This window comes from Oceanobacillus manasiensis (assembly GCF_000724085.1).
GTDB lineage: Bacteria > Bacillota > Bacilli > Bacillales > Amphibacillaceae > Oceanobacillus_B > Oceanobacillus_B manasiensis.
This window is the reverse complement of record NZ_CCDL010000001.1, coordinates 534723-555947: the sequence shown is the minus strand read 5'-3', so window position 1 is coordinate 555947 and position 21225 is coordinate 534723. Positions and strand designations below refer to the sequence as shown.

Below are 21225 nucleotides of genomic sequence, written 5' to 3'. Positions count from 1 at the left end.
TTAATGAGTTTATCCAAAAGTATTATAACACTACATTTTACTCGTTTCAAGAATAAGCTAATTATTTTTGCTCAGTACCTTTTCACTATGAACCTTTTTAATTACGTTTAAGAACCTCTGCAAAAAGCTACTTATTAAATCTACCTTTAAAACCCCGCTTAATGACATCAAAGAAGCCTAATGATTGAACCATCCGATCCGGGTCAACGTACTCACGAATGGATCGCAATACTTTCTTTGGATCCTTAGAAGAAAATGTATATGTCCCATCACTCTTTGTTTTAATTGCATAACGCGGAATCCACTTTCCTTTAAACATGACAGAAGCAATCACGGAATCCACTTCTTTCCACGGAATTTGAATAAACTTTCGGGCATCACGAGTATTGTAGAATTCAAACCCTTTGTCGCCAATCATAATTTTGCCATAATCGGTCATTCTTATATGTGAGGTTGCATTAATAACTAAATCTACTTTTGTATTAAGAGACTGGACCATTTGACCTACCCCATTTCTTTCTATTACTAGAAATCATTATACACGTTTTAGTCTTTTAAGCAAAAAATGTTTGAAAGAAACCAGCTATTAATGAACACTAGACGTACACGTTTTAGAAGACTAGTGACGGCAACCGTTACATTCACCCATAACAAAGGTCTGTCATAAACTGTATAAAGTGAAAAGATACATTAATCGTCCACCTTGGTGAAAGGCAAAATAACAAAATTTGATTAAAGGAAGTGACTCCTTGAAAAATTATTATTATGTCACGGCAAATACAGCAGAGGGATTTTTTAACTTACTATCCTCCAATATAGAAGGCTTGCAGCAGATCATTAGTCTGAAACATGCTTCCCAAAAGGTAAAATCACAGATTTTAAAGCATTTAATACAAAAATATGAAACTACTAATGCAGTGGAAGTGTTAAAAAGTCCGTTAGGTGAGGGTTACTTGGATGGGGTTATTATTCGCGAAAAAGGTATCGCGTTTTTAAATGATTCCGCCATCCCCCATGGTATGGAGAGCGTAATCGAACTCGATTTAAGTGCCTTTACATCAGAAAAATTAGTAAATAACATTGTGCTACAAGAAAAATTCAAGCATCACACCGAAAAAGCATATAAGGATTTTGAAACAGGATTGCGCATTCATGATGATCTGGAAGAGATCTATATTAAAGAGATGCATTTTGAAAAGGCGAATGAAATGACAGGTAAATTTATTCAAGAAAGATTACAAGGGCAACCAAAGAAGACCCGCGATGCCCATGAATATCACCGCCTCTTTGGTACGACAACCGTGGATGGACCTGTCAATGTCATCCCCCATATTACGGAAAAGCTCTCCCATGTTTTTTATGTGAAAGGGCGTGCCGGAACAGGCAAGTCAACATTCATGAAAAAAGTAGCAAGTGCTTGTATCCAACACGGTTATGATACGGAAGTTTATCATTGTAGTTTCGATCCAAATAGTATTGATATGGTAGTTGTACCCGGTTTAAATTTCTGCCTCTTTGATAGCACGGACCCGCATGAATTTTTTCCAACAAGGGAAAAAGATGAAGTCATTGATTTATACGAAGGAGCTGTCACTCCTGGTACAGATGAAAAATATGCAGATAAAATTAACAAAGTAAATGACCACTACAAATCCTATATGAAAAAAGGTGTTGTAGAGCTGAAAAAGGCTGGAGAATACTTGGAATCGTTGGAACAACAGTATTCAAGTACGGAGCAAGAACAGAAGAAAATACTTGAATTTATTGAACAGCAGCTCGACTAGTCCTTTGCGTGCCGAGCTTAATAATATACATCAAATGCCATAGAAACCATCAACTATCGTTTCTATGGCATTCTGTTTATCATTTTTTTCTTAATTAATTCATAATACAAAGCTAGAGTTGTTTGAACAGATAAAATTACAAGCAATGAAAAGTACATATTATATCCATGTTGATAATGAATTACTCCCATAAATACTGATAATTTTTCCATGGATAAGCTGATTATAACCCATCCTATAACATAAAAAATAAAACGTTTTTTATTGATATTTAGCACTTCATAAAAATAAATAAAGAAGTAACTAAAAATCGGAAACTGAAGATAGGTTAAAAAATCTGCAAACTCATAGCCATTAGCATCATTAATTTTATAAAAGTCCATCATCCCTCCACCGATAGTAAAATCGACTAACATTGCAGTAGCTAAACCCCATGTTAAAAACAAAACAGTAATAGGAAGAGGCAACTTTTTAGGGGAAATAAAGACTGCAGCATAACCCCCAAGCAGTAAAATTAATGTATATATTTCATTTTTATCAAAAGACTCCCATAACATCATTTACTTTCTTGAACCCCCTTGATTTTATTAAATAAGGTGTATGAAATAAGACCAATAAGATTTAAGCAAATGAGATAAATTGCTTCTAACCAAAGGCTCCATTCTTTGAATTCTATTATGTTTAATTGGGTTGAAATAAAACTAATCATGAGCAAAATTATTATGGAAGAAACCAGGATAATTCCTTTCTTAATATATGAATGAGTTTTTATAAAAAGGTTTACCTGTAACAAGACAAGAATAGGTATAAGTATACTGCGATTCAACAAGTATGCTGTGTACGGCGTCCATTCTTCTCTTAACGTAATTAAATTCAATTCATCGTTAATAATCCATGAAAAATTAATACTCACAATAAGTATGATTAGAAAAATAAAAGTGTTTGTAACAATACTTAGATCTTTATTTATAGCCGTGAACAATGATATTGCTAGCCAGGATAGAAAAAAGAAAACAGCAATTTCCATAAAGACCTCCATACATAATTTTTATCTAGTATGTCAGCTGAACAGTAATTTATTCTCTTCTATCTAAATAATGGTCTAAGTGCAGTCCCATATATATATTAAAAAAATTTAAAGGAGGTTGTCCTTATGACACGAGTAATATCTCTCTTTTCACTTACCTTCCTTTTATTCTTCACTGGTTGTTCCGACACTAATGCAGTGGGAAGCAGTTTGAACCTTGGTGAAACAACCGGGATGGACTGTGTACCTGGTGAGAATGGAGCGAGCAGAATGTTTGGAGATACATTTCTCATACATGAGGGAGATGAGGAAATTACCATTACTGATATTTCTCTCGTTAACGCTGACGGCTTGGAATTAAAAGAGTCGGTGCTAGTGAAGCTCAACTCTGATGAAGCACTTCTTGGGTTTGGTGAGTGGCCACCAACAGACTCCACAGATTTCCCACTGCCGAAAAATTGGGATAATCGAGTAGAAGCGATAGGTGCGAAAGTTCAGCCGAATGAGATGCGGAATCTTGTATTCGCCTTAACGTCTACTTCATCTGAAACGGGTTCCACTGATGCAGTTAAGATTGAATACAAGGACTCCACAGGAAAAACCTTCGAACAAGAGACGCTCATCCGCTATTTTATTACTTCTGATGAGTGTGAGGATGTTTGAAGGAGAATCCTTTGTAGAGGAATGACTTAGAATATTTATCCACTTCGTTACAGCTAATACGGTTCTGTCAATCATCCCCCCTTTATACTCAGGGGGGATTTAACTATTTGTGTAACACAGCTAAAAATTACTACTTGATAAACTAGATGAAAGCTAGTAAACTATTCAAAGTGCTTGATTACATTAAATTTAAATAACCTGTATAACCTCAGGAATATGGCTTGAGGGTCTCTACCAGGAACCTTAAAATCCTGATTACAGAAAATGAGTGAATCATTTTTTGTAATCAGGATTTTTTTATTTAATTTGAAAGGAAGGAAAGAAAGATGAATTTAAAAGTTTTTATTCTCGCATTATCTACAGTAGCCGTTGGACTTGTTGAATTAGTCGTTGGTGGAATTCTTCCAACTATAGCGAACGATTTAAATATCTCCTTAAGCTCCGCTGGACAATTAATCACGGTTTTCGCACTTATCTATGCTGTTTCCGGTCCTGTATTATTAGTCCTAACGAGCAAAATGGAGCGCAAAAAGTTATATCTTATTTCCTTGTCTATTTTCTTCATTGGGAATATTATGACTTATTTCAGTCCGAATTTTACCTTTATGATGATTGCAAGGGTCATTACCGCCATGAGTACAGCACTGATCGTAGTCCTGTCCTTAACCATCGCTTCAAAGGTGGTTTCACCGGCACATCGAGCAAAGGCGCTAGGCCTTGTTTACATGGGGATTAGTTCTTCGCTTGTTATGGGAGTGCCACTGGGAATTTTGATTTCCGATCAATTTGGCTGGCGCGTTATCTTCCTAGGAATTGCATTGTTATCGATAGGTTCTTTTGTACTTATCTCCATCTTTTTAGACCGATTCCCTGGCGAGAACGCGATTCCACTCACGCAACAACTAAAAGCAGTGAGTAGCGTGAAATTAGGTAGTGCACATCTCGCAACCATGTTTATGCTAGCAGGGCATTATACGCTTTATGCATACTTCACGCCATTTTTAGAAACAGAACTTCATTTGGGTTCCAGTTGGCTCAGCATTTGTTATCTATTATTTGGGATTGCAGCAGTAAGTGGCGGTGCATTTGGAGGATTTCTTTCCGATTCGATTGGAGCTCCAAAAAGCATTATTACCGTGATCATTTCATTTGCTGTAGTGCTATTTATACTGCCATTTACAACTTTTTCACTTATTGTATTCCTACCAGTTATGATGATCTGGGCTGCATTAAGCTGGAGTCTAGCTCCACCACAACAAAGCTATTTGATTCAAACAGATCCTGCAACATCTGATATTCAGCAAAGCTTTAATAATTCAGCATTACAAATTGGGATTTCGCTTGGGTCAGGATTTGGTGGACTCGTGTTAAATCAAACCGGAAATGTTTCCAGTACAGCTTGGTTTGGTGGCGTGCTTGTTATTATTTCCTTAGTATGTGCGGTTGTTTCTTTAAGGACAAAAGCGCAAGGCACGCGTTTAAGGAAGGATAACTACGAATTAAAGCCCGAAAAAAATTATTAAAAAAGGTTTTTATCAATCCCTAGGCTTAAAAGACAGATGGACCCCTCATTTAATGGAGGACTATCTGTCTTTTTTAATTTACTGCCCAACTAATGGATACGTAATGATTTCTTGCAACGTGTCATTTATTAAACGGACCTCCCACGCGTTGAAGTCTAGGGCTGCAAGCTGTATGGCATTTTCAAATACAGTTCGATCATCTTCCGTTACAATCTCTTCATCCAACGTATATTGGACCGTAGCAACACCATTCTCAATGGATGCGTGAACAACTTCCAATCCTTCTACCATTGCCGAAGAGTAAAAGGCATCTTCGCGATCCACTGTAGCCATCGCTTCAACTGTTTCCGGGAAGGATAATGGCTCTTCGTTGTCATTTGTAACCTGCTCCTCTAATTCCCCTCCTGGCAGGAACAACGTTTGCTCTAGGTCTTGGTCGTAGACGGTGTAGTACCCACGCGTAAGACCTCTTTCGTCTTCAATTTGCATAGGCTCATCAACCAATCTTTCTGCTACCGTGATGTTTTCCTCGCCATCAGGATTAAAAAATGAAACTTCTTCAATCCCATATAAATCACTAATTCCAAACAACGAATCATAAAATAACATCATTTGTGCAGAGGTAGCGGATAATTGATTTCCCTCTTCAGTAAAGTTTACTTGAAGCTTTGGCCACTCTACAGTCATATCAGTGAATGAGCTAAGAATATCCTGCTCAGAAGGATCATTTTCTGTAAGAGACTCCTCTAATCTATCTTCGAGTGGCATATCTCCCTCATGATCACGTTCAATGGTGTATGCTGTATAAAACTTATTTTCTGAACTAAAGATTTGTGAATCTATGAAGTAATTAGGAGTCTCTTGAGTTCCTCCATAAGTACCTGAATCGTTATCGGCATCTTCGTTTGATGATTCCTCATTTGTATCCTTGTTATTGCTGTTTTCATCTGCATTATTTCCCGTTTTTTGTTCTTCCTGATCAGCTGGATCACTTTCATTTTGACTTTCATCAACCGACTCAGCATCCTGTACTGTTTCTTCTTCAGGATTTTGACAACCAACAAGTAAAATAGCGATAGTAGCCATTCCGGCTAACTTGGTTATTTTATTCACTCATAACGCCTCCTTTTTAATCATATCCCCTATCTGAATATGAATTAAAAGGGATTTTTGCGAACGTGATTCATGAGTGGATGTCGCATCAATAGCTTTGAAGAAAATAAATTCTTTATAAACCTCCTAAAGCTTACTTTAGCTAGCTATGAAAAATTCTATGTTAACCTAATTGAATATAGGGTATATATCTAGAACATCAATACATAAGGAAGTGAACAACATGAAAAAACTAGCATTGCTATTCACAGGAGCACTTTTCCTTTTTTTCCTGATCGCTTGTTCAGAAGACACCACTACTACTAATGAGAGTGAAAAAAGTGATGAAGAACCGGCACAGGAAGAAGACACTGCTGATGAGAAGGAAGAAGAGAACCCTCCTCAACCCTACAAAGCGATGGAACCAACAGAAGATGCCACCGCTCTAAAAGAAACGTTATCTGAAGAGGAGATTGAAAAAATGCCTAGTGCTGAAGCTGGCGGAGGGGATCGTACTAGGATGGTTCCAGTTGGAGAAACATTGGTAAAAGGAGCCGAAGATCAAACTGAAGGCCTATTAAAAGATCATAGACTCGTAGCCTATTACGGACATCCGAACTCTACCAATATGGGGATATTGGGAGAAATGGAACCAGATGAACTAATGGAAAAATTAAAAGAGCAGACACAAGCATATTCAGATGCAGATCCTTCACGCCCTGCAGTGCCAATGATTGAACTCATTTCTACCGTAGCCCAGCGTGACCCAGGGACTGAAGGGACGTACGTCCATCCAACTCCACCAGAGAAAATTGACGAATATGCCAAACTCGCGGAAGAAAATGATGCGTTACTTATGCTGGATGTCCAACTCGGAACAGATTCCGTCATCAATCAAGTTAAATCACTTGAGAAATGGCTTAAGATGCCTCATGTGCACCTAGCTATTGATACCGAATTTCATGTAAAAGAGGGACAAACACCAGGTGTTGACCTTGGGCAAGTAGACGGGGCTGAAGTGCAAGAAGCGGTAGATTACTTAACGGAAATGGTTGAGGAAAATAATTTACCAGATAAAATTGTTCTCGTCCATCAGTTTATGGACGAAGCATTAACGAACAAAGAAGCCATCCAACCAACCGAACATGTGGAAGTGGCCTTGAACTATGACGGGTGGGGCGATTCTGCCACCAAAATGTCACTCTATCGCAAGTTCGTGCGCAACGAAGCAGTCCAATACGGAGGATTTAAAATCTTTTATAACAAAGACGAGCCTGTATTGAGTCCGGAAGAGGTCTTGAAGCTTGATCCTAACCCGGCGATTATTAATTATCAGTAAGGAAGGTTTGGTTTTAATCTTATTAGTTAATATAATTCCATAATTAATGTCCAAAAATGATAACAAAGCATGGGGCGGTTTAACCACTTCTACCGATAACCGCCCCTGTTTTTACCTTAACCCAAATTTTCTTTATACATCAACAGCCGTAATGTCTCTTCCATGCCTTGTTTAAAAGGAGTTTTTGGGATGGGACCAATTCGCTTTTCATATTTTTCACCACTTAAAACAAACCCTTCTTTCGTAAGGTACATAATTTCAACAACTTCCCTCATAAATACATCAAATAACCCAATAAAACGAATGGTGTTTTTAGAAAGTGGAATAATTATCTTTTGGCTCCCCGATACGTGACGAGCTATTTTAATAATATCTTTCCCCGAAATTAATCCCGCCCCTGGTATATTCCAATTCTCTCCATAAGAATCGTCTTTTTCTGCTATATTAACAATCATCTTCGCCGCATCTGGCAAATAGACATACTCACGAGGAGTTTTTAGATTTCCAATAAAAACAGAGGCTTTATTGGCAGCTATTCCTTCTAGGGTAGGCTGTAAATAGGAATTTTGTGACGTGGGACCATAATAATCTGGTAGCCTGACAATTAATGCTTTAGCACTTTTCCATTTAGGACTGAAAATCAGTTGCTCGAATTCCACTCTAAGTTTACCTTTTTTCGTATGGGGCTGTTGTGGATGATTTTCATCCCCTTTTGCAACTTGGTGCCCATACACGTAAATTCCATCTACAAAAACAATCTTTTTTTCTAAAGTATCAGCTGCTTTCATTACACTCTCTCCAAGTAATAATAGCTTTGATTTCATTTCTTGATACTTGACATTCGCACACTGAAAAATAACATCTACATCTTTGGCAGCTTCTATAATGGTTTTATAATCAAATATATTACCCAGTTTGTATGTTAATTTGGGGTGGTTATCATGTTCTTGCATTAATTCATTTAATTTCTCTTGAGAACGCCCGAAAGCCATGACTTCTATTCCTCTGTTCAATAATTCTGAGACAATAACTTGACCTGTTCCACCAGTCGCTCCTAATACAACTGCTTTTTTCATATATAACACCTCTTTTTATTATTGATTGATCAATAAATAACTAAATTAAAAAAACACCACTTATTCACCCTTCCACCGGAATTATTCGCATCATAGCATGCTGTTATTAGTCCCAAAATGTGAATAAAACGATCACAACTGCAATAATCCCCAATCCAATAGATAAATATGAAACACGCGTCTTCTTATTATTCATCATTACACCTCCCTGACTATATTTGATTTTAGTAGGTTCAATCCCACCAACTTATAATACACACCACAATGATGCCTATTGAAAGGAAGTCTATTTTACTTAGCTTCATATTTTCACCTCCTTATTCTTTAGTTATTGATTCATCAATAACTAAAGAATAAAAAATAAATAACTCGCTTAGGCTACATTATTTATTTTTTGTATCTATAAGCTCTGGGAGATCTACGAAATAAGATATATTGCACAATATCCCTCGGGCCAAGAATGTAGTAACTTCTCTTTCAACATTTTCTATTCCCGCATCTCTAAATCGTTCTAAGGTGTAACTGCGAATATTAGATAGTCCTTTCTGCGTTGCATTTCGGATTGCGCTTTCTGTAACGGATATGCCTATAACCTGTAATGCGATTTCATTAGGATGAAGTTCAGAAAGTTTATCATAAGCGTCAATCATTTTCTCAACAAGTTGTTCTCCACTAGCATCTACATTTTTAAAAGTATCGAGGATTCTATCAAATGCGCGGTCTAGCGCAGCAATAAACAATTCCTCTTTTGTTTTATAAAACCGAAAGACATATGGCTGCGATATCCCCGCTTTTTCTGCTATATGTGCGGTAGTTGTATTATAATAACCTTTCTTTGCAAATACTTCTAATCCCGCTTCAAGTATCTCCTCTTTACGGTTTCCCCCACTTGGCCGACCCATATCAAACACCTGCTTGTTATTAGTTATTTATTGATCAATTACATTATAAGAAACAGTACGCTTTAATTCAAGTATAAAGTTTTTTTAGCTGTACTGTTTACACCTTAAACGGCTGGGTATCGCCATTAAGAATGATAATGGCAATGACTCGAATTTGAATTTACTACTTCGTAGAAATTGATTGTCTCACACAATATATAGTGAAACTTCACCTATCTTCCACAAACTCCAAAACCTAATTTTTAACATTATATAACATATATGTTTATATGATGTTATTTAGTTGCTTTGATTTTGATTATTTTGTTACTAAATGTTATTGTATTCCCAAAATGACAAACAAGAGCAATACTAATTTCATACAATCTTGTGTTATGAGAGATGAGTTAATCAGGCAAAGAAATTTATGCTATGGAGTGGAAAAGCTTGAATCAAACAAAAAGACATGTGTTTATTTTAGAAAAAGTAAAAGTAAATGGTGAGGTTAATTCTAAAGACTTAACCGAGGAACTCAACGTATCTTTAATGACCATTAATCGAGACTTGAAAGCATTATCCGAAAATGGTGAGCTAGAGTTGGTTTATGGAGGTGCTGTTTACAAAAAAACGGATTTATCCGAATATCCGATGACGATTAAAAGAGAAGTTAATGCCTATGGCAAGAAACTAATCGGGGAATACTGTAAGCGGCTTGTAAAACCCTATTCTTCCATATTTATTGAAACCGGCACAACCACTTTAGCTGTGGCTCACGAAATATTTAGAACAAGGAACTGCACCTTTTATAGCAACTCCTTAATGGTCCTTTCCACTTTATCAAAACATAAAGACATCTCTTTGTTTAGCGTTCCGGGAGAGTACAGAGATTTATCTCAAGGTTTTTTGGGAGTGCAAACAATTGATTATATAAAAGACTTTCAGTTCGATTTAGTGTTTGTAGGTACGGAAGGGATTACACTTGAACACGGTGTCACATTACCAGACGAAATAGACGCATTTACAAAAAAGGCGATTATCAACCAGGCCAAGCAAGTAGTGCTAGTTGCCGATAAGACAAAGTTTGGCATTTCCCATCTTTATAAGGCAGGGGAAGTGAAGGATTTTGATGTAATTATAACCGACTTACCAAAGGATCACGAGAGCTTTAAAGAAATAAGTCAAGTGACCAACATCATCTCAGTTGCAGAATAGAAGGAGAAATTATAATGGATATACAATTAACTCAGATTACGCCACCGAAGATTCACCATAATATGCAATCTGTTATCTTAACAGACGAAACATTAGCCCAACGTCACACAAATTTCTTGGAAAAAATGAAAGAACACCAAGTGGATACAGCGATTATTTATGCAGATCGTGAACATGGTGCCAACTTCGAATATTTCACAGGGTTTATTCCCCGCTTTGAAGAGGCCTGCCTTGTTTTGCACAGCAACGGAAAAAGCTATTTACTGTTAGGAAATGAAAATTTAAAACTAGCGAGTAAATCCCGGGTGAAGGCAGAAGCCATTCATGTTCCTTACTTTTCCCTTCCTAATCAACCGATGAAAAATGAAAAGGAACTAGCTCAATATTTTAAAGAAGCCGATATTTCTCAAGACTCCAAAGTTGGGTTAATTGGTTGGAAGATGTTTACGAGCACTGTTTATGAGAATAGCGACCTTTTTGACATTCCTTATTTTGTTGTAAATGAATTGAAAAAATATGTGACACAAGGAAAAGTGTTCAACTTTTCGCCAGCCCTTCTCTCTCCACTTGAGGGGGTTCGCACTATTAATAATGCGAATGAAATTGCTCATTATGAATACGGAGCATCATTAGCTGGGTCTCGTTTATATCAAGCGCTACAAAACCTTGAGGTGGGAAAAACGGAAAAAGAAATTGCTTCCATACTGGCGGCGGATGGACAGCCGAATTCTGTAACGACCATTACTGCTGCAGGTGCTAGATTTACAAACGCTATAATCTACCCAAGGGATAAAGCAATCCATTATAAAGATAACTTTTCCATAACCGTAGGCTATAAGGGTGGATTAAGTAGCCGCGTGGGCTATGTAGTGGAAGCGCCCGAGCAATTACCTGAAGAGCAAAAAGACTATCTTGAGCGACTAGCAAAGCCTTACTTTACTGCTTATGTGACTTGGTTAGTATCCATCAAAATCGGTCAATCAGGTAAAGATATGTATGCGATCATAGAAGAGGTGTTGCCTAAGAAGGACTATGGCTGGTCCTTAAACCCAGGACACTTTACAAGCGATGAAGAATGGCTGGCTTCTCCATTCACAGAAGACTCAACAGCTGTCGTTAAAAGCGGCCAAATGTATCAAGTTGATATTATTCCAAGTGTGCCAGGCTATGCAGGAGCATCATGTGAAGAACCAATTGCCATTGCAGATGAAGCATTGCAATCAGAAATTAAAAACACTTATCCAGAAGTATGGGAAAGAATTCAAACGAGAAGAAGCTATTTACAAGATGTTTTGAATCTATCCATTAGCGACGAACTACTTCCATTAAGCGATACAGTCGCCTTTTACGCCCCACTTCTGTTAAATAAAACATTGGCATTTAGTAAAAAACAATAATACTTTTAAGCCAGGGCCTGTAACGATGTGATACAGAACCTGGCTTAAATGCTAATTCAGAAGTTATGTCGTATCTGGCGGAGATGATGCTTGGTCAGCCTTCACACAGTCAATGGCTATGACGAGTGCAATTAAGATCGTCTCCATCTCTTCGTTCAGTACTTGAACCTTGTAGCTATCTCCCCATGTAAACCATTCTTTATTCACTTTCCCTACAGCTTCCCCATACTGAAATACTTCAAAGTTCATATCCCACCAGTTACCATGCACTTCTATCCCCGCAGCCTCAATAGAATAGCGTGCTTTAAAGAAAGAAAACTCTTTATTAATCGTTAATACCTCTTGGCCGTTTACCTCAACATAAAATTTCGGCAGGAAGCTCATCACCTTTTTCGTTATAAGTGCAACCTCTGTTCCAGCTGTATCTAAGATGGAGAACGTTTTTGGGATTTTCATAAAACTTCCCTCTACATAATAAGCATCATTCTGCTGCTGGTCCTTTATCGTGAATTTGTCTTTAAAACTCATCACTTTTTGTTTTATAAAGAATTGTTTCAAAATAAGAACACCCTTCCTTTGGTGGGATACTATTACTGAAGTATTTCCTATTGTACGGTTTTAGCGCTTATGAGGTTTCGTATTATCGATACGAAGAGGACACGTAATAATTGAAATGTATATCTCGATAAATTTTATTCGTAAGGCCCCATTCTTTTAATTTGCAACATGCCAGCAAAATGCTTGGAATGAACTTTACATGTAAGCAAGTTTGAAAAGGTATTTTTAAGTACTATTTTATAAACAAAGCCCCGCTTTCAGATGGAAAGCAGGACTATGAAGAAGTCTATAATTAAGAGGATGAGCGGGAGCACCAAAGGAGGGTAATTACATCTTTTATCTCGAAAAGAAAGCTCAATTTTTAAGTTGTTCCTCATAAGCCTTAGACCAGTGGCGAGATTGAATTTCAAACAACACTTAATTTTCTTTTATTCCAATGATTCAAATTCTAATTCATATTTACTTTATTCAGGATTTGTATATTTTAAGTATTCTTCTAGCAGTTCTCGTTCTGCTCCTATAATAAAAACATCTTTCATTATAATTTTTTCAAATTTATTTTTGGTGAGATTACTGGAAAGATTATTAGTATCTTCCGACTCTAACTGTACGTACACTGATGTTAAACGATCTTTAAATAACTTCAAAAAAGCTAGTTCTGATTGATCGATCTCCTGCTCCTCAAAAAATGGCGGTATTTGAAGTCCCTCATAACTTACTCCACGATTCATAACAACTGCAGCGTAACCAATGTAATTTGTTCCTCCTCCCATACCATCGAAATAATAAGGAACACTTCTCAGCATATAGTCCAGGTAATTTAATCTTTCTACAAGAAAAGAAATTTCACGATAATCAGTCTCTCCCCGGGCAATCATTGAATCTAATAATGATATCGATTCTTTGATTTCGTTGAAAAAGTCTTCAATATAATATACAGTATAATACCTATTCTTTTCTTGGTTCTCGCTATATAGATGATAATTTAAAAAAAGACTAATTAGAAGTAAACATATTAGCGAAATATTTAATGCATTTAAATTATTTTTTATCATATTAAAGACTCCCAACTATCAAGGTTCAAAATATCACGCCTAGGTCTAAATAGACCTAGGCGTGATATACTAATATAAGTTTGTTCCTAAATCTGTTCTATAGGTCCAAGTTAAACTTATACTGCCATCACCTGAATGAATGTCTCCTTTAAGATTTACATAAGCTTCTTCATTCCTAATATCATAATCTCTTAAACTTCCTGAAACTACACGGTATACTTTGCCATGATGGACCTCTTTTTGAGATTCAAAATCTTTTCCTACAAATTCCTCAGCAGTACCTAAGTCCTTATTTTTAGGGGACATCTTACTTAGTGTATCCCAGACGTTATTTACATTATCCCCATATGGAATTAAACCTGCAACATACTTTATTAAAGGTGAACCACTTCTTTCTGTAAGTCCTTGCCCTTGTAAATCTTGACGTGTATAAACGCTAACTTCGCCTGCTCCATCAGCTAAATTTTGCGCTAAATGAAAGTTTCTTTGATTTATACCAAGATTATAGAAAAAAGCTTTAATATCTTTGGTATAGTGGTCATATTCTAGTACCATCCCATGTTTTATTTTCCAAATATTTGTATAATCGTTAGTGCCACTTACCCATTCTCCAAACCTTCCTTCAAATTGAAAGGCAGTTATTTGAGTTAATGTGAAAGAACCTTGGTCAGATCCAGCAGCATAATATCCCCATCCAGGATTCACATTTAGGTTAGCACTCTTTTTCCATCCGGACCCCTTAAATAGTGATTCAGGTAAATTATAATCTGATAGGTTTACAGAATCAGTATAAGGATCTTTTAAGTCCTGAAACATTCTATCCAATTCTCTAAAATTAACACTAATGTCATCCATTTGAGTGGAAATTGGTTCATCTACTGTTCTGTTGCCATTAGTATCATCTATACCACTATCCTCTACTTTTATATTATTACCTATTTTCTCTCCATGTTCGGCTTTATTATGAATGTTTAATAAGTTAGTTACTTTCTCTGCTACCTCTAATTCTTTTACCTCTTTATTTTCTATCAGTAATGTAGAGTCTTGGTAGAACTTTTCAAAAGTCTGTTTACCTATTTCTTGGTTAAAACGTATCCATTCACCTGTTACTTTATCTTCCAAAACAATTGTTGCATTGGCAGACTCGGCGTTTTTGCTTACTGAATCTTCGGATTTATGTTCTATTTTAAACTGTATTACATTATAATTCTCTGTGGGATCCATGTCTCCCAATACTAAATTACCTTCATAGTATCCCTTACCGAGGACAGGGTATAACTCTCCTTTAATTGAGAGTTCACTTTTGGTACCGTTTTGAATGATGGTTCCACTTCCATTAATAATTCCTTCTTTTTGTTGGATGTTTAATCCATCTAGTAAAAAACTGCTTTCTTTTTGCAATTCATTGCTATCTCGTACTGTTTCCCCTTCAATTTTTTCAAAATCAAACATATTCGTTGATTGATCAGCATAGATTGTCTGAATGCTGAATAAGCTTAAAACCATTACAAAAATTGTAAGACTAAACAACCTTTTCATAAAATAACTCTCCCTCTACAAGTATTTTTAGCACTGAAAATTCAAGTTACTCTCTAGATAGTAATAGATGTAATTAAACTAAACACCTCCTATCTAACCTCGAAAAAATATGCTAGGTCAAAATGTTGTTAAGGTTCAGAAAATATAGTACGCCTTAATCTTATCTATCTTTCAAAAAATTGGCAAAAACTAATAACACCCCTTTACTTAGTCTAATTTATTTAAAAAGATGGTTTGTTAGAAAATATTCTTGACTCGAAAATTTAATCGATATTTAAGGTTTTATTTGACAAGTTCTTCGAGAAACTTGATAAAATCATTATTTTTTAATTATCCTATACTACCACATTTTAATTGAGATTTTTTCTAATCCTTGGTGTTTATGACTTGAAATATTCTGGGTATTTTTCCCTCAACTTATATTGCATTACTATATATTTCCCCTATCTCTAAATTACGCTCGTCATACCGACTTCTTTTTGCCCTCTTTTGCAATATATCCAAAGCTTACGAGTTAAATGATCGGTAATACTAGAGTGCTAAGTATAAACTTTAGAGTAACCCCCTCCCTTACTAAAATACAAAGGTGTATCATTTTAGCTTCGATATTGGAAAATTTTCCAATAACTCGATTACTATTGATTTAGAGAAGAAGATAGTTTAGTGGAGTAAAGAAAATTTTAATTTTATTAAAAAAACTAAATATTAATGGATTTACAAGTAATAGTTGTCTTATAATTCTACTAAGGAGGAGGTATATTATGAAAAATATTGGCCAAAAAATTAGGTACTATAGAATCCAAAAAGGTATGACACAAGCCGAATTAACAGAAGGTATAATATCTCACTCTTACTTATCAAAAATAGAAAATGGGGGTACTTCTGTAGACCCCGAAATTATTGCACTTTTATGTAATAAACTCAAAATAACTCCTCAATTGGCTGATTTTGATTCTGAGATAGAAATTTGTAAAAATTGGTTTAAAAAGATATTGGAGGGTAACAAAAAAGAGGCACTAATTCTATATGATGAAATAATAAATAATTCCACTATTAATACATATGAATTACTTGGCAATTTAATAGAATTAAATAAACTAAGATTTTATATGCTTACTAAACAAGAGGGTTTAGCAAGCCGCCAAATAAAAGTGCTAAATAGAGAGGCAAAAAAATTCACCAGTACAGAGAAGTATTATTGGTTGAAATTTAAAGGAGAGTATAAATTCTTTCAACAGTCATATAATAAAGCGCTTATTGATTTCCAAGAAGCTGAAAAGTTGATAAATGATAAAATATATTTTAAAGAAGAGGAAGAAAATGATTTGTTTTATTTAATTGGTTTAACTGCAAGTAAAATAAGACAAGTTCATTTATCTCTGGTTTATACTTATAAAGCTCTAAAGTATTATCAAAGTAAATATAATTTATATAAATGTGCTCAATGTCACATTTTGTTAGGTATCTCATATAGGAGGTCTGATGATTTAGAGAATTCAAAACGTAGTTACGAAATGTCTAAACACATCGGGGAAGCCATTAAGGATAATAAAATTTTGTATCTATATAATCAAAATATGGGTAGTCTCTATTCATCAATAGGGATGCACGAAAAAGCTATAAACTATTTTAATCAAAGCTATGAACTACGACGAACAGAAGAACCGATCCGATTAATTGTTCCCATATCTAGTATAATGAAGGAATATTACAAAATGGGAGATCACCCTAATGCAATTTTTTGGTTAAGTAAAGGAATAGATTTATCTAGTAACATGGAACCAAACGCTTCTATTTATTTGTTAGAATTTAAAGTATATGAACAGTTACTACTACATAATGAGAGCCCTTTACTAGAAAAATTAATAGTTAATAGAGTATTTCCATTTATGGAAGAGCGCAAACTTTTTTTTGAGAAACGTACCTATGAATTAATATTAGCTGAGTATTATTATAAAAAGAAAAGATACAAATTAGCAGCAGATTACTATAGAAGTGCTAATATTACACTTGGCAGAGTATATTGTGAATAAGGGGGTGTTAATCATGAAAAGATTATTTATTTGTCTCTCTTTGCTTTCAATAATTTTCTTCACAGCTCATACAGACTTCTATTATAGTTCTAAATTGGAGCGAATTAATAAAATCGAAAATTCCCCTCCAGATAATGAGGAGGAACCAGGTCCTTATCATGATAAAATATACTTTAATTAATATATAGAATAAATAGGGCATGGAATTTTTAACCCATGCTCTTAAATCCTTTTTTTGCTTATATTAATCCTCGTACAGTTAATTGAACAAGTGGATAGGCTACACTAAGTTGGACAGATAAAATGAGGGCTTGTAAACTTAGACTATAACTTAAGGGAGCGTGACTACAATGACACGTCAACGTCGAACTTTTACAACCGAATTTAAACTGCAATTAGTGAAGCTTTATGAAAATGGTAAATCGCGTGCAGATATTGCGAGAGAGTATGATATCACGCCTCTCTGCGTTAGATTACTGGATTAAAAATCATCAAGAAACAGGTTCATTTGCCACCAAGGATAATCGTTCTGAAGAAGAGAATGAACTAGCTCAGTTACGTAAGGAAAATCAACGTCTCAGATGGAAAATGATATTTGCACCTAAAGGTATAAATGCGACTAAGCATATAAAATGCTAAGTCTTACTACAAAGCAAGCAGCGCTGATCATGGGACGAAAATAGATGTGATTCGAAATAACGCTCACATCTATTCGGTATCAGCAATGTGTGAGGTCCTCCAGATTCCCAAAAGTACGTATTACTATCATGCCAATTTGAATGGCCGACGTGTGCTAAAAACGGAAGATAAAGAGATTTCTCAGGAGATCTCTCGAATTTTCAAAGAAAGCCGAAACAATTATGGTACGCGCAAAATTAAGAAAGAATTAAGTAGATTACCACAGCCAAAACACGTATCACGGCGTAGGATTAGCCGTTTAATGACTGAGCTTGGACTTGTATCAAACTATACGGTAGCACAGTATAAACCGCATAAATCATCATGTAATGAAGCATTGATAAAAAACGTATTACAGCGTCAATTTGAACAAGACAAGCCGTTGGCTGTCATTGTGAGTGATTTAACTTACGTCCGTGTTGGAACAAAATGGCATTAAGTATGCTTATTTGTTAATCTTTTTAACCGTGAATCTTTGGCCGTAGTGCTGGTGCTAATAAAAATGCAGAGCTTGTCTACTAGGCTTTATTGAGCATTAGAGGTAACTTGAAAGACGTTCAAATGTTTCATACAGATAGTGGTAAAGAGTTTGGTAATAAGCTTTTTTCCGAAGCACTAGAGACATTTGGCATCAAAAGATCGTTGAGCATGAAAGGATGTCCTTATGATAATGCCGTGGCTGAAGCAATGTTTAAGGTATTCAAAACAGAATTCGCTAACAGTGCTCATTTCTCTTCTCTTGAACAGCTAGCTATTGAACTTGATGATTATGTTCATTGGTTTAATAATATTCGAATTCACGGAACTTTAGACTATTTAACACCAAGGGAATACAAGCGACTGCCCTTATAATTTTTTTCCAGTTTAGTGTTGACATACCAAAATAGATTATTATAAGAATAGCTTCCCAACTAATAAGGGTAGCAATCCGACCTACTGCTACCCTCAATAATTAATTGAAAATTTGTACGGATTAAACAAATGAATATAGTGTATATGTATCTTTTACCTTAGAATCGAAACACACCCCAACCTGATATTCTTCACCCTTTGGATCAATTTCCCCATATTCTTCATTATTTATTTGTATAGATTGTACAACTCCAAACCCAAATTTCCCTTCAGGTTTTTCAAATAAGATGGTATCACCCTGAGACAATTTAACATTATTTATTTCTAAACCTATTATTTTATCTGTTATTCTAGCAATTGGATTACCAATCTTAACAATATTATCTCCAGTTCGTATAATAAAAGGCAAAGCTTGTTCAATTAATACAGTATTCAATGAATTCGTAAACTCCTTAATGAACTTTGAATACCTGTATAACTCATCTAAATCTAAAATATCATTCTCTTCAGAACCATGCGATATTCTATTTCGCCTTTCTGCCAGATCATTTAATATATGGAAGGCATTTTCTAACTCTATACCTTCTGATTCTAAATATTCTTTGAAAACTTTATTACCTTTCATTAATGACGTTATATTCGCCAAACCCACACTTTTGAAAAACTCGTTGATTGACTGTTCCTTAAAATTGTAAGTATGCTGAGTAAAAGCATCATTATTAATCTTGTATTCTTTTAATCCCTTGCAATTTCCACAACTATATAAATTATTTATAATAAATTCTTTAGTTATTTTATCTTTATATTTTGGTAACGATAGATTATTTATTAAATTAGCGGACAATTCATAGTGATTACTTTTGATGGCGTCTGGTAAGTTATTGTATTTGGGAATACATCCTGATAAATAATCAAGGTACTCCTTCATTAGGTTTTCAATATAGTTTTCTAGGAGCCCATACAAATTTATTATTACACTGGAATATTCAAATATTTTATTATCAGGTTGTAGGTGTGAAATCAGTATTTCTTGAGCCTTACTTATTAAGTTCTCACTATTTTCACCTGACGTTTTCTCGTGTTCTCTGATATCGAGTAATAATTCTCTATGCTTCTTCATACCCTCTATATAGCCCATTATCTTTTCCAAGCCTTTATTTAATTCGATTACCGAGTATTTTAATATCATGATTTTTACCTTAACCTATATACCTACTAAAAAATTCATCAAATAACTTTATTCTGGTTAATACATCATTTTTTCCAGTATTTCTTCCACCAAACGTCTCATAATTTTCTTGGTAAAATTCTAGAATATCTTCTTTAATTTTTTCTCGTTGCTCAATAAAATGTTCCTTATTAGCAATATAACTACTCAAGACATACATTATCGGATCGTAAACTACTTTAGTAGGTCTATTGTACATAATCCATTTATTATTTCTTTTTCGATAAAGGCAAAAAGCCTCCTCTTGAAATAGTTGATACGCTAACTTAGAGGTATCATTAAACAATTCCTCGTATTGCTTAAATACGTCATTAGGTAATAAATTCCCCTTCTGCAAAAATAAATCTAAAAACCTTGTTAGGGATACCCTCTCCCATTGATCAATATGTCTAAAAGCAAAAAATCTTAGAACTAACTCTACATCCTGCATTTTTCTATACAGAGGATTTTCAGTTAGTTCTTTAGAAATCTCTCCTCCTAATTCCTCATCGGTTCTTTGAGGAATCCCCCACATCCAACAAAAGTATTCATTTCTAGATAATTCAGAGCAAAGCCTATTTAAAGGCCCATTATATAGGGCATTTCTTTTTTCTTGATCCTCCAAACGCTCACCGCCACTATTTATTCGTTCAAACACAAGTTGCTTCAATCTTTGCTCTTCAATTTCAGAGCGAGCTGTTTCTTTTAATAATATCATCGAAGACAAATACCTGCGGTCTATCCCTCTTCTAACTTGTGATGGCAATTCAAGATATTTTAAACCATTCAATTCTGGCCATTCTTCTAAACCTTCCAATGCAAAACCGTCGCTATAAAACTCATATAGTGCAGTCAATCTTTGTAAGCCATCCATAACTTCGTATACAGAATAATCTACCTCATATAAGAATATTGGCGGGATAGGTACGTTCATAATAAAAGATTCTAATAACCTAGACTTCTTTTCAATACTCCACCTGTGGCGTCTTTGAAATTCAGGATCTAAAATATAATCTTCACTTTCAACTATAGACTGGACCGTAGTAAGTTGAAACCTACCTTGTTCTGTTACTATCCGTACTTCTCCCTTTTGATATTTCTCATTAACTTTTTCATGGTCTACTTCTTCACTCTCGTCAGTAAATTCTTGGAATATTTTAATATATTCATTTTGAAAAAGGTTCATTAAATTCATCTCCATTGTTCTTTTTTTGGTCAAATAGTTACTTAAAGCTTAGATTAGCAATTATTTCCACCACTCCTCATTTGTTATTCATAAAGACGTTGAACAGATGAGGTAGGGGAGCAA

The 21225-nt window shown here is 35.1% G+C and carries 18 protein-coding genes, 1 pseudogene and 1 riboswitch; of the genes and pseudogenes, 8 read left to right on the top strand and 11 right to left on the bottom strand.

What is annotated here, in order from left to right; translation table 11 throughout:
- Positions 1-127: 127 nt before the first annotated feature.
- Positions 128-499, bottom strand: coding sequence for a DUF956 family protein (locus BN985_RS02970; RefSeq protein ID WP_042221007.1), 372 nt, complete (start codon positions 497-499; stop codon positions 128-130).
- Between the two features lie 250 nt (positions 500-749).
- On the opposite strand from BN985_RS02970, the gene BN985_RS02965 reads away from it, so the two are divergent.
- Positions 750-1784, top strand: coding sequence for a hypothetical protein (locus tag BN985_RS02965; RefSeq protein ID WP_042221006.1), 1035 nt, complete (start codon positions 750-752; stop codon positions 1782-1784).
- 62 nt (positions 1785-1846) lie between these two features.
- Here BN985_RS02965 and BN985_RS02960 read toward each other — a convergent pair whose 3' ends face one another.
- Entirely contained in the window at positions 1847-2344 is a 498-nt protein-coding gene (locus BN985_RS02960) for a hypothetical protein (RefSeq protein ID WP_042221005.1), read from the bottom strand.
- Entirely contained in the window at positions 2341-2811 is a 471-nt protein-coding gene (locus tag BN985_RS02955; protein WP_042221004.1) for a hypothetical protein, read from the bottom strand. The genes BN985_RS02960 and BN985_RS02955 overlap by 4 nt, the downstream gene beginning before the upstream one ends.
- A gap of 126 nt (positions 2812-2937) precedes the next feature.
- On the opposite strand from BN985_RS02955, the gene BN985_RS02950 reads away from it, so the two are divergent.
- Together BN985_RS02950 and BN985_RS02945 are read left to right on the top strand one after the other, a co-directional pair.
- Positions 2938-3474, top strand: coding sequence for a hypothetical protein (locus tag BN985_RS02950; protein WP_042221002.1), 537 nt, complete (start codon positions 2938-2940; stop codon positions 3472-3474).
- Positions 3475-3652: 178 nt separating this feature from the next.
- A riboswitch (purine riboswitch) is annotated at positions 3653-3752 on the top strand.
- Positions 3753-3800: 48 nt separating this feature from the next.
- Positions 3801-4997: an MFS transporter gene (locus BN985_RS02945; protein WP_042221001.1), complete on the top strand. Its 1197-nt coding sequence runs from the start codon at positions 3801-3803 to the stop codon at positions 4995-4997.
- A 78-nt stretch (positions 4998-5075) separates the two neighbouring features.
- Here BN985_RS02945 and BN985_RS02940 read toward each other — a convergent pair whose 3' ends face one another.
- Positions 5076-6110, bottom strand: coding sequence for a hypothetical protein (locus tag BN985_RS02940; protein WP_042220999.1), 1035 nt, complete (start codon positions 6108-6110; stop codon positions 5076-5078).
- 223 nt (positions 6111-6333) lie between these two features.
- Between BN985_RS02940 and BN985_RS02935 the strand changes: the two genes are divergently transcribed.
- The gene (locus BN985_RS02935; protein WP_042220997.1) at positions 6334-7428 is read left to right on the top strand and encodes a hypothetical protein; all 1095 of its coding nucleotides are present in this window, start codon (positions 6334-6336) and stop codon (positions 7426-7428) included.
- Positions 7429-7544: 116 nt separating this feature from the next.
- On the opposite strand, the gene BN985_RS02930 is transcribed toward BN985_RS02935, so the two are convergent.
- Positions 7545-8504 carry an SDR family oxidoreductase gene (locus BN985_RS02930; protein WP_042220995.1) on the bottom strand — a complete coding sequence of 320 codons (960 nt, stop codon included), beginning with the start codon at positions 8502-8504 and terminating at the stop codon, positions 7545-7547.
- 383 nt (positions 8505-8887) lie between these two features.
- On the bottom strand, positions 8888-9406 hold the full coding sequence (locus tag BN985_RS02925) for a TetR/AcrR family transcriptional regulator (protein WP_042220994.1): 519 nt from the start codon (positions 9404-9406) through the stop codon (positions 8888-8890).
- A 426-nt stretch (positions 9407-9832) separates the two neighbouring features.
- On the opposite strand from BN985_RS02925, the gene BN985_RS02920 reads away from it, so the two are divergent.
- Complete coding sequence (locus BN985_RS02920; RefSeq protein ID WP_042220992.1) at positions 9833-10597, top strand: DeoR/GlpR family DNA-binding transcription regulator; 765 nt, start codon at positions 9833-9835, stop codon at positions 10595-10597.
- Positions 10598-10611: 14 nt separating this feature from the next.
- The gene (locus BN985_RS02915; protein WP_042220991.1) at positions 10612-11994 is read left to right on the top strand and encodes a M24 family metallopeptidase; all 1383 of its coding nucleotides are present in this window, start codon (positions 10612-10614) and stop codon (positions 11992-11994) included.
- A gap of 63 nt (positions 11995-12057) precedes the next feature.
- On the opposite strand, the gene BN985_RS02910 is transcribed toward BN985_RS02915, so the two are convergent.
- From BN985_RS02910 to BN985_RS02900, 3 genes are all read right to left on the bottom strand, one after another.
- Positions 12058-12552 (bottom strand): LURP-one-related/scramblase family protein, encoded by a 495-nt coding sequence (locus BN985_RS02910; protein WP_042220990.1) that lies wholly within the window; start codon positions 12550-12552, stop codon positions 12058-12060.
- 464 nt (positions 12553-13016) lie between these two features.
- On the bottom strand, positions 13017-13607 hold the full coding sequence (locus BN985_RS02905; protein WP_042220988.1) for a hypothetical protein: 591 nt from the start codon (positions 13605-13607) through the stop codon (positions 13017-13019).
- A gap of 69 nt (positions 13608-13676) precedes the next feature.
- Positions 13677-15146, bottom strand: coding sequence for a hypothetical protein (locus BN985_RS02900; RefSeq protein ID WP_042220987.1), 1470 nt, complete (start codon positions 15144-15146; stop codon positions 13677-13679).
- Positions 15147-15907: 761 nt separating this feature from the next.
- On the opposite strand from BN985_RS02900, the gene BN985_RS02895 reads away from it, so the two are divergent.
- Together BN985_RS02895 and BN985_RS02890 are read left to right on the top strand one after the other, a co-directional pair.
- Positions 15908-17179: a helix-turn-helix domain-containing protein gene (locus BN985_RS02895; protein WP_042220985.1), complete on the top strand. Its 1272-nt coding sequence runs from the start codon at positions 15908-15910 to the stop codon at positions 17177-17179.
- 350 nt (positions 17180-17529) lie between these two features.
- A pseudogene (locus tag BN985_RS02890) lies at positions 17530-18709 on the top strand (IS3 family transposase).
- Positions 18710-18830: 121 nt separating this feature from the next.
- On the opposite strand, the gene BN985_RS02885 reads toward BN985_RS02890, so the two are convergent.
- Positions 18831-19898: an MAE_28990/MAE_18760 family HEPN-like nuclease gene (locus tag BN985_RS02885; RefSeq protein ID WP_042220984.1), complete on the bottom strand. Its 1068-nt coding sequence runs from the start codon at positions 19896-19898 to the stop codon at positions 18831-18833.
- 10 nt (positions 19899-19908) lie between these two features.
- Positions 19909-21102 carry a DUF262 domain-containing protein gene (locus tag BN985_RS02880; protein ID WP_042220983.1) on the bottom strand — a complete coding sequence of 398 codons (1194 nt, stop codon included), beginning with the start codon at positions 21100-21102 and terminating at the stop codon, positions 19909-19911.
- Positions 21103-21225 lie beyond the last annotated feature (123 nt).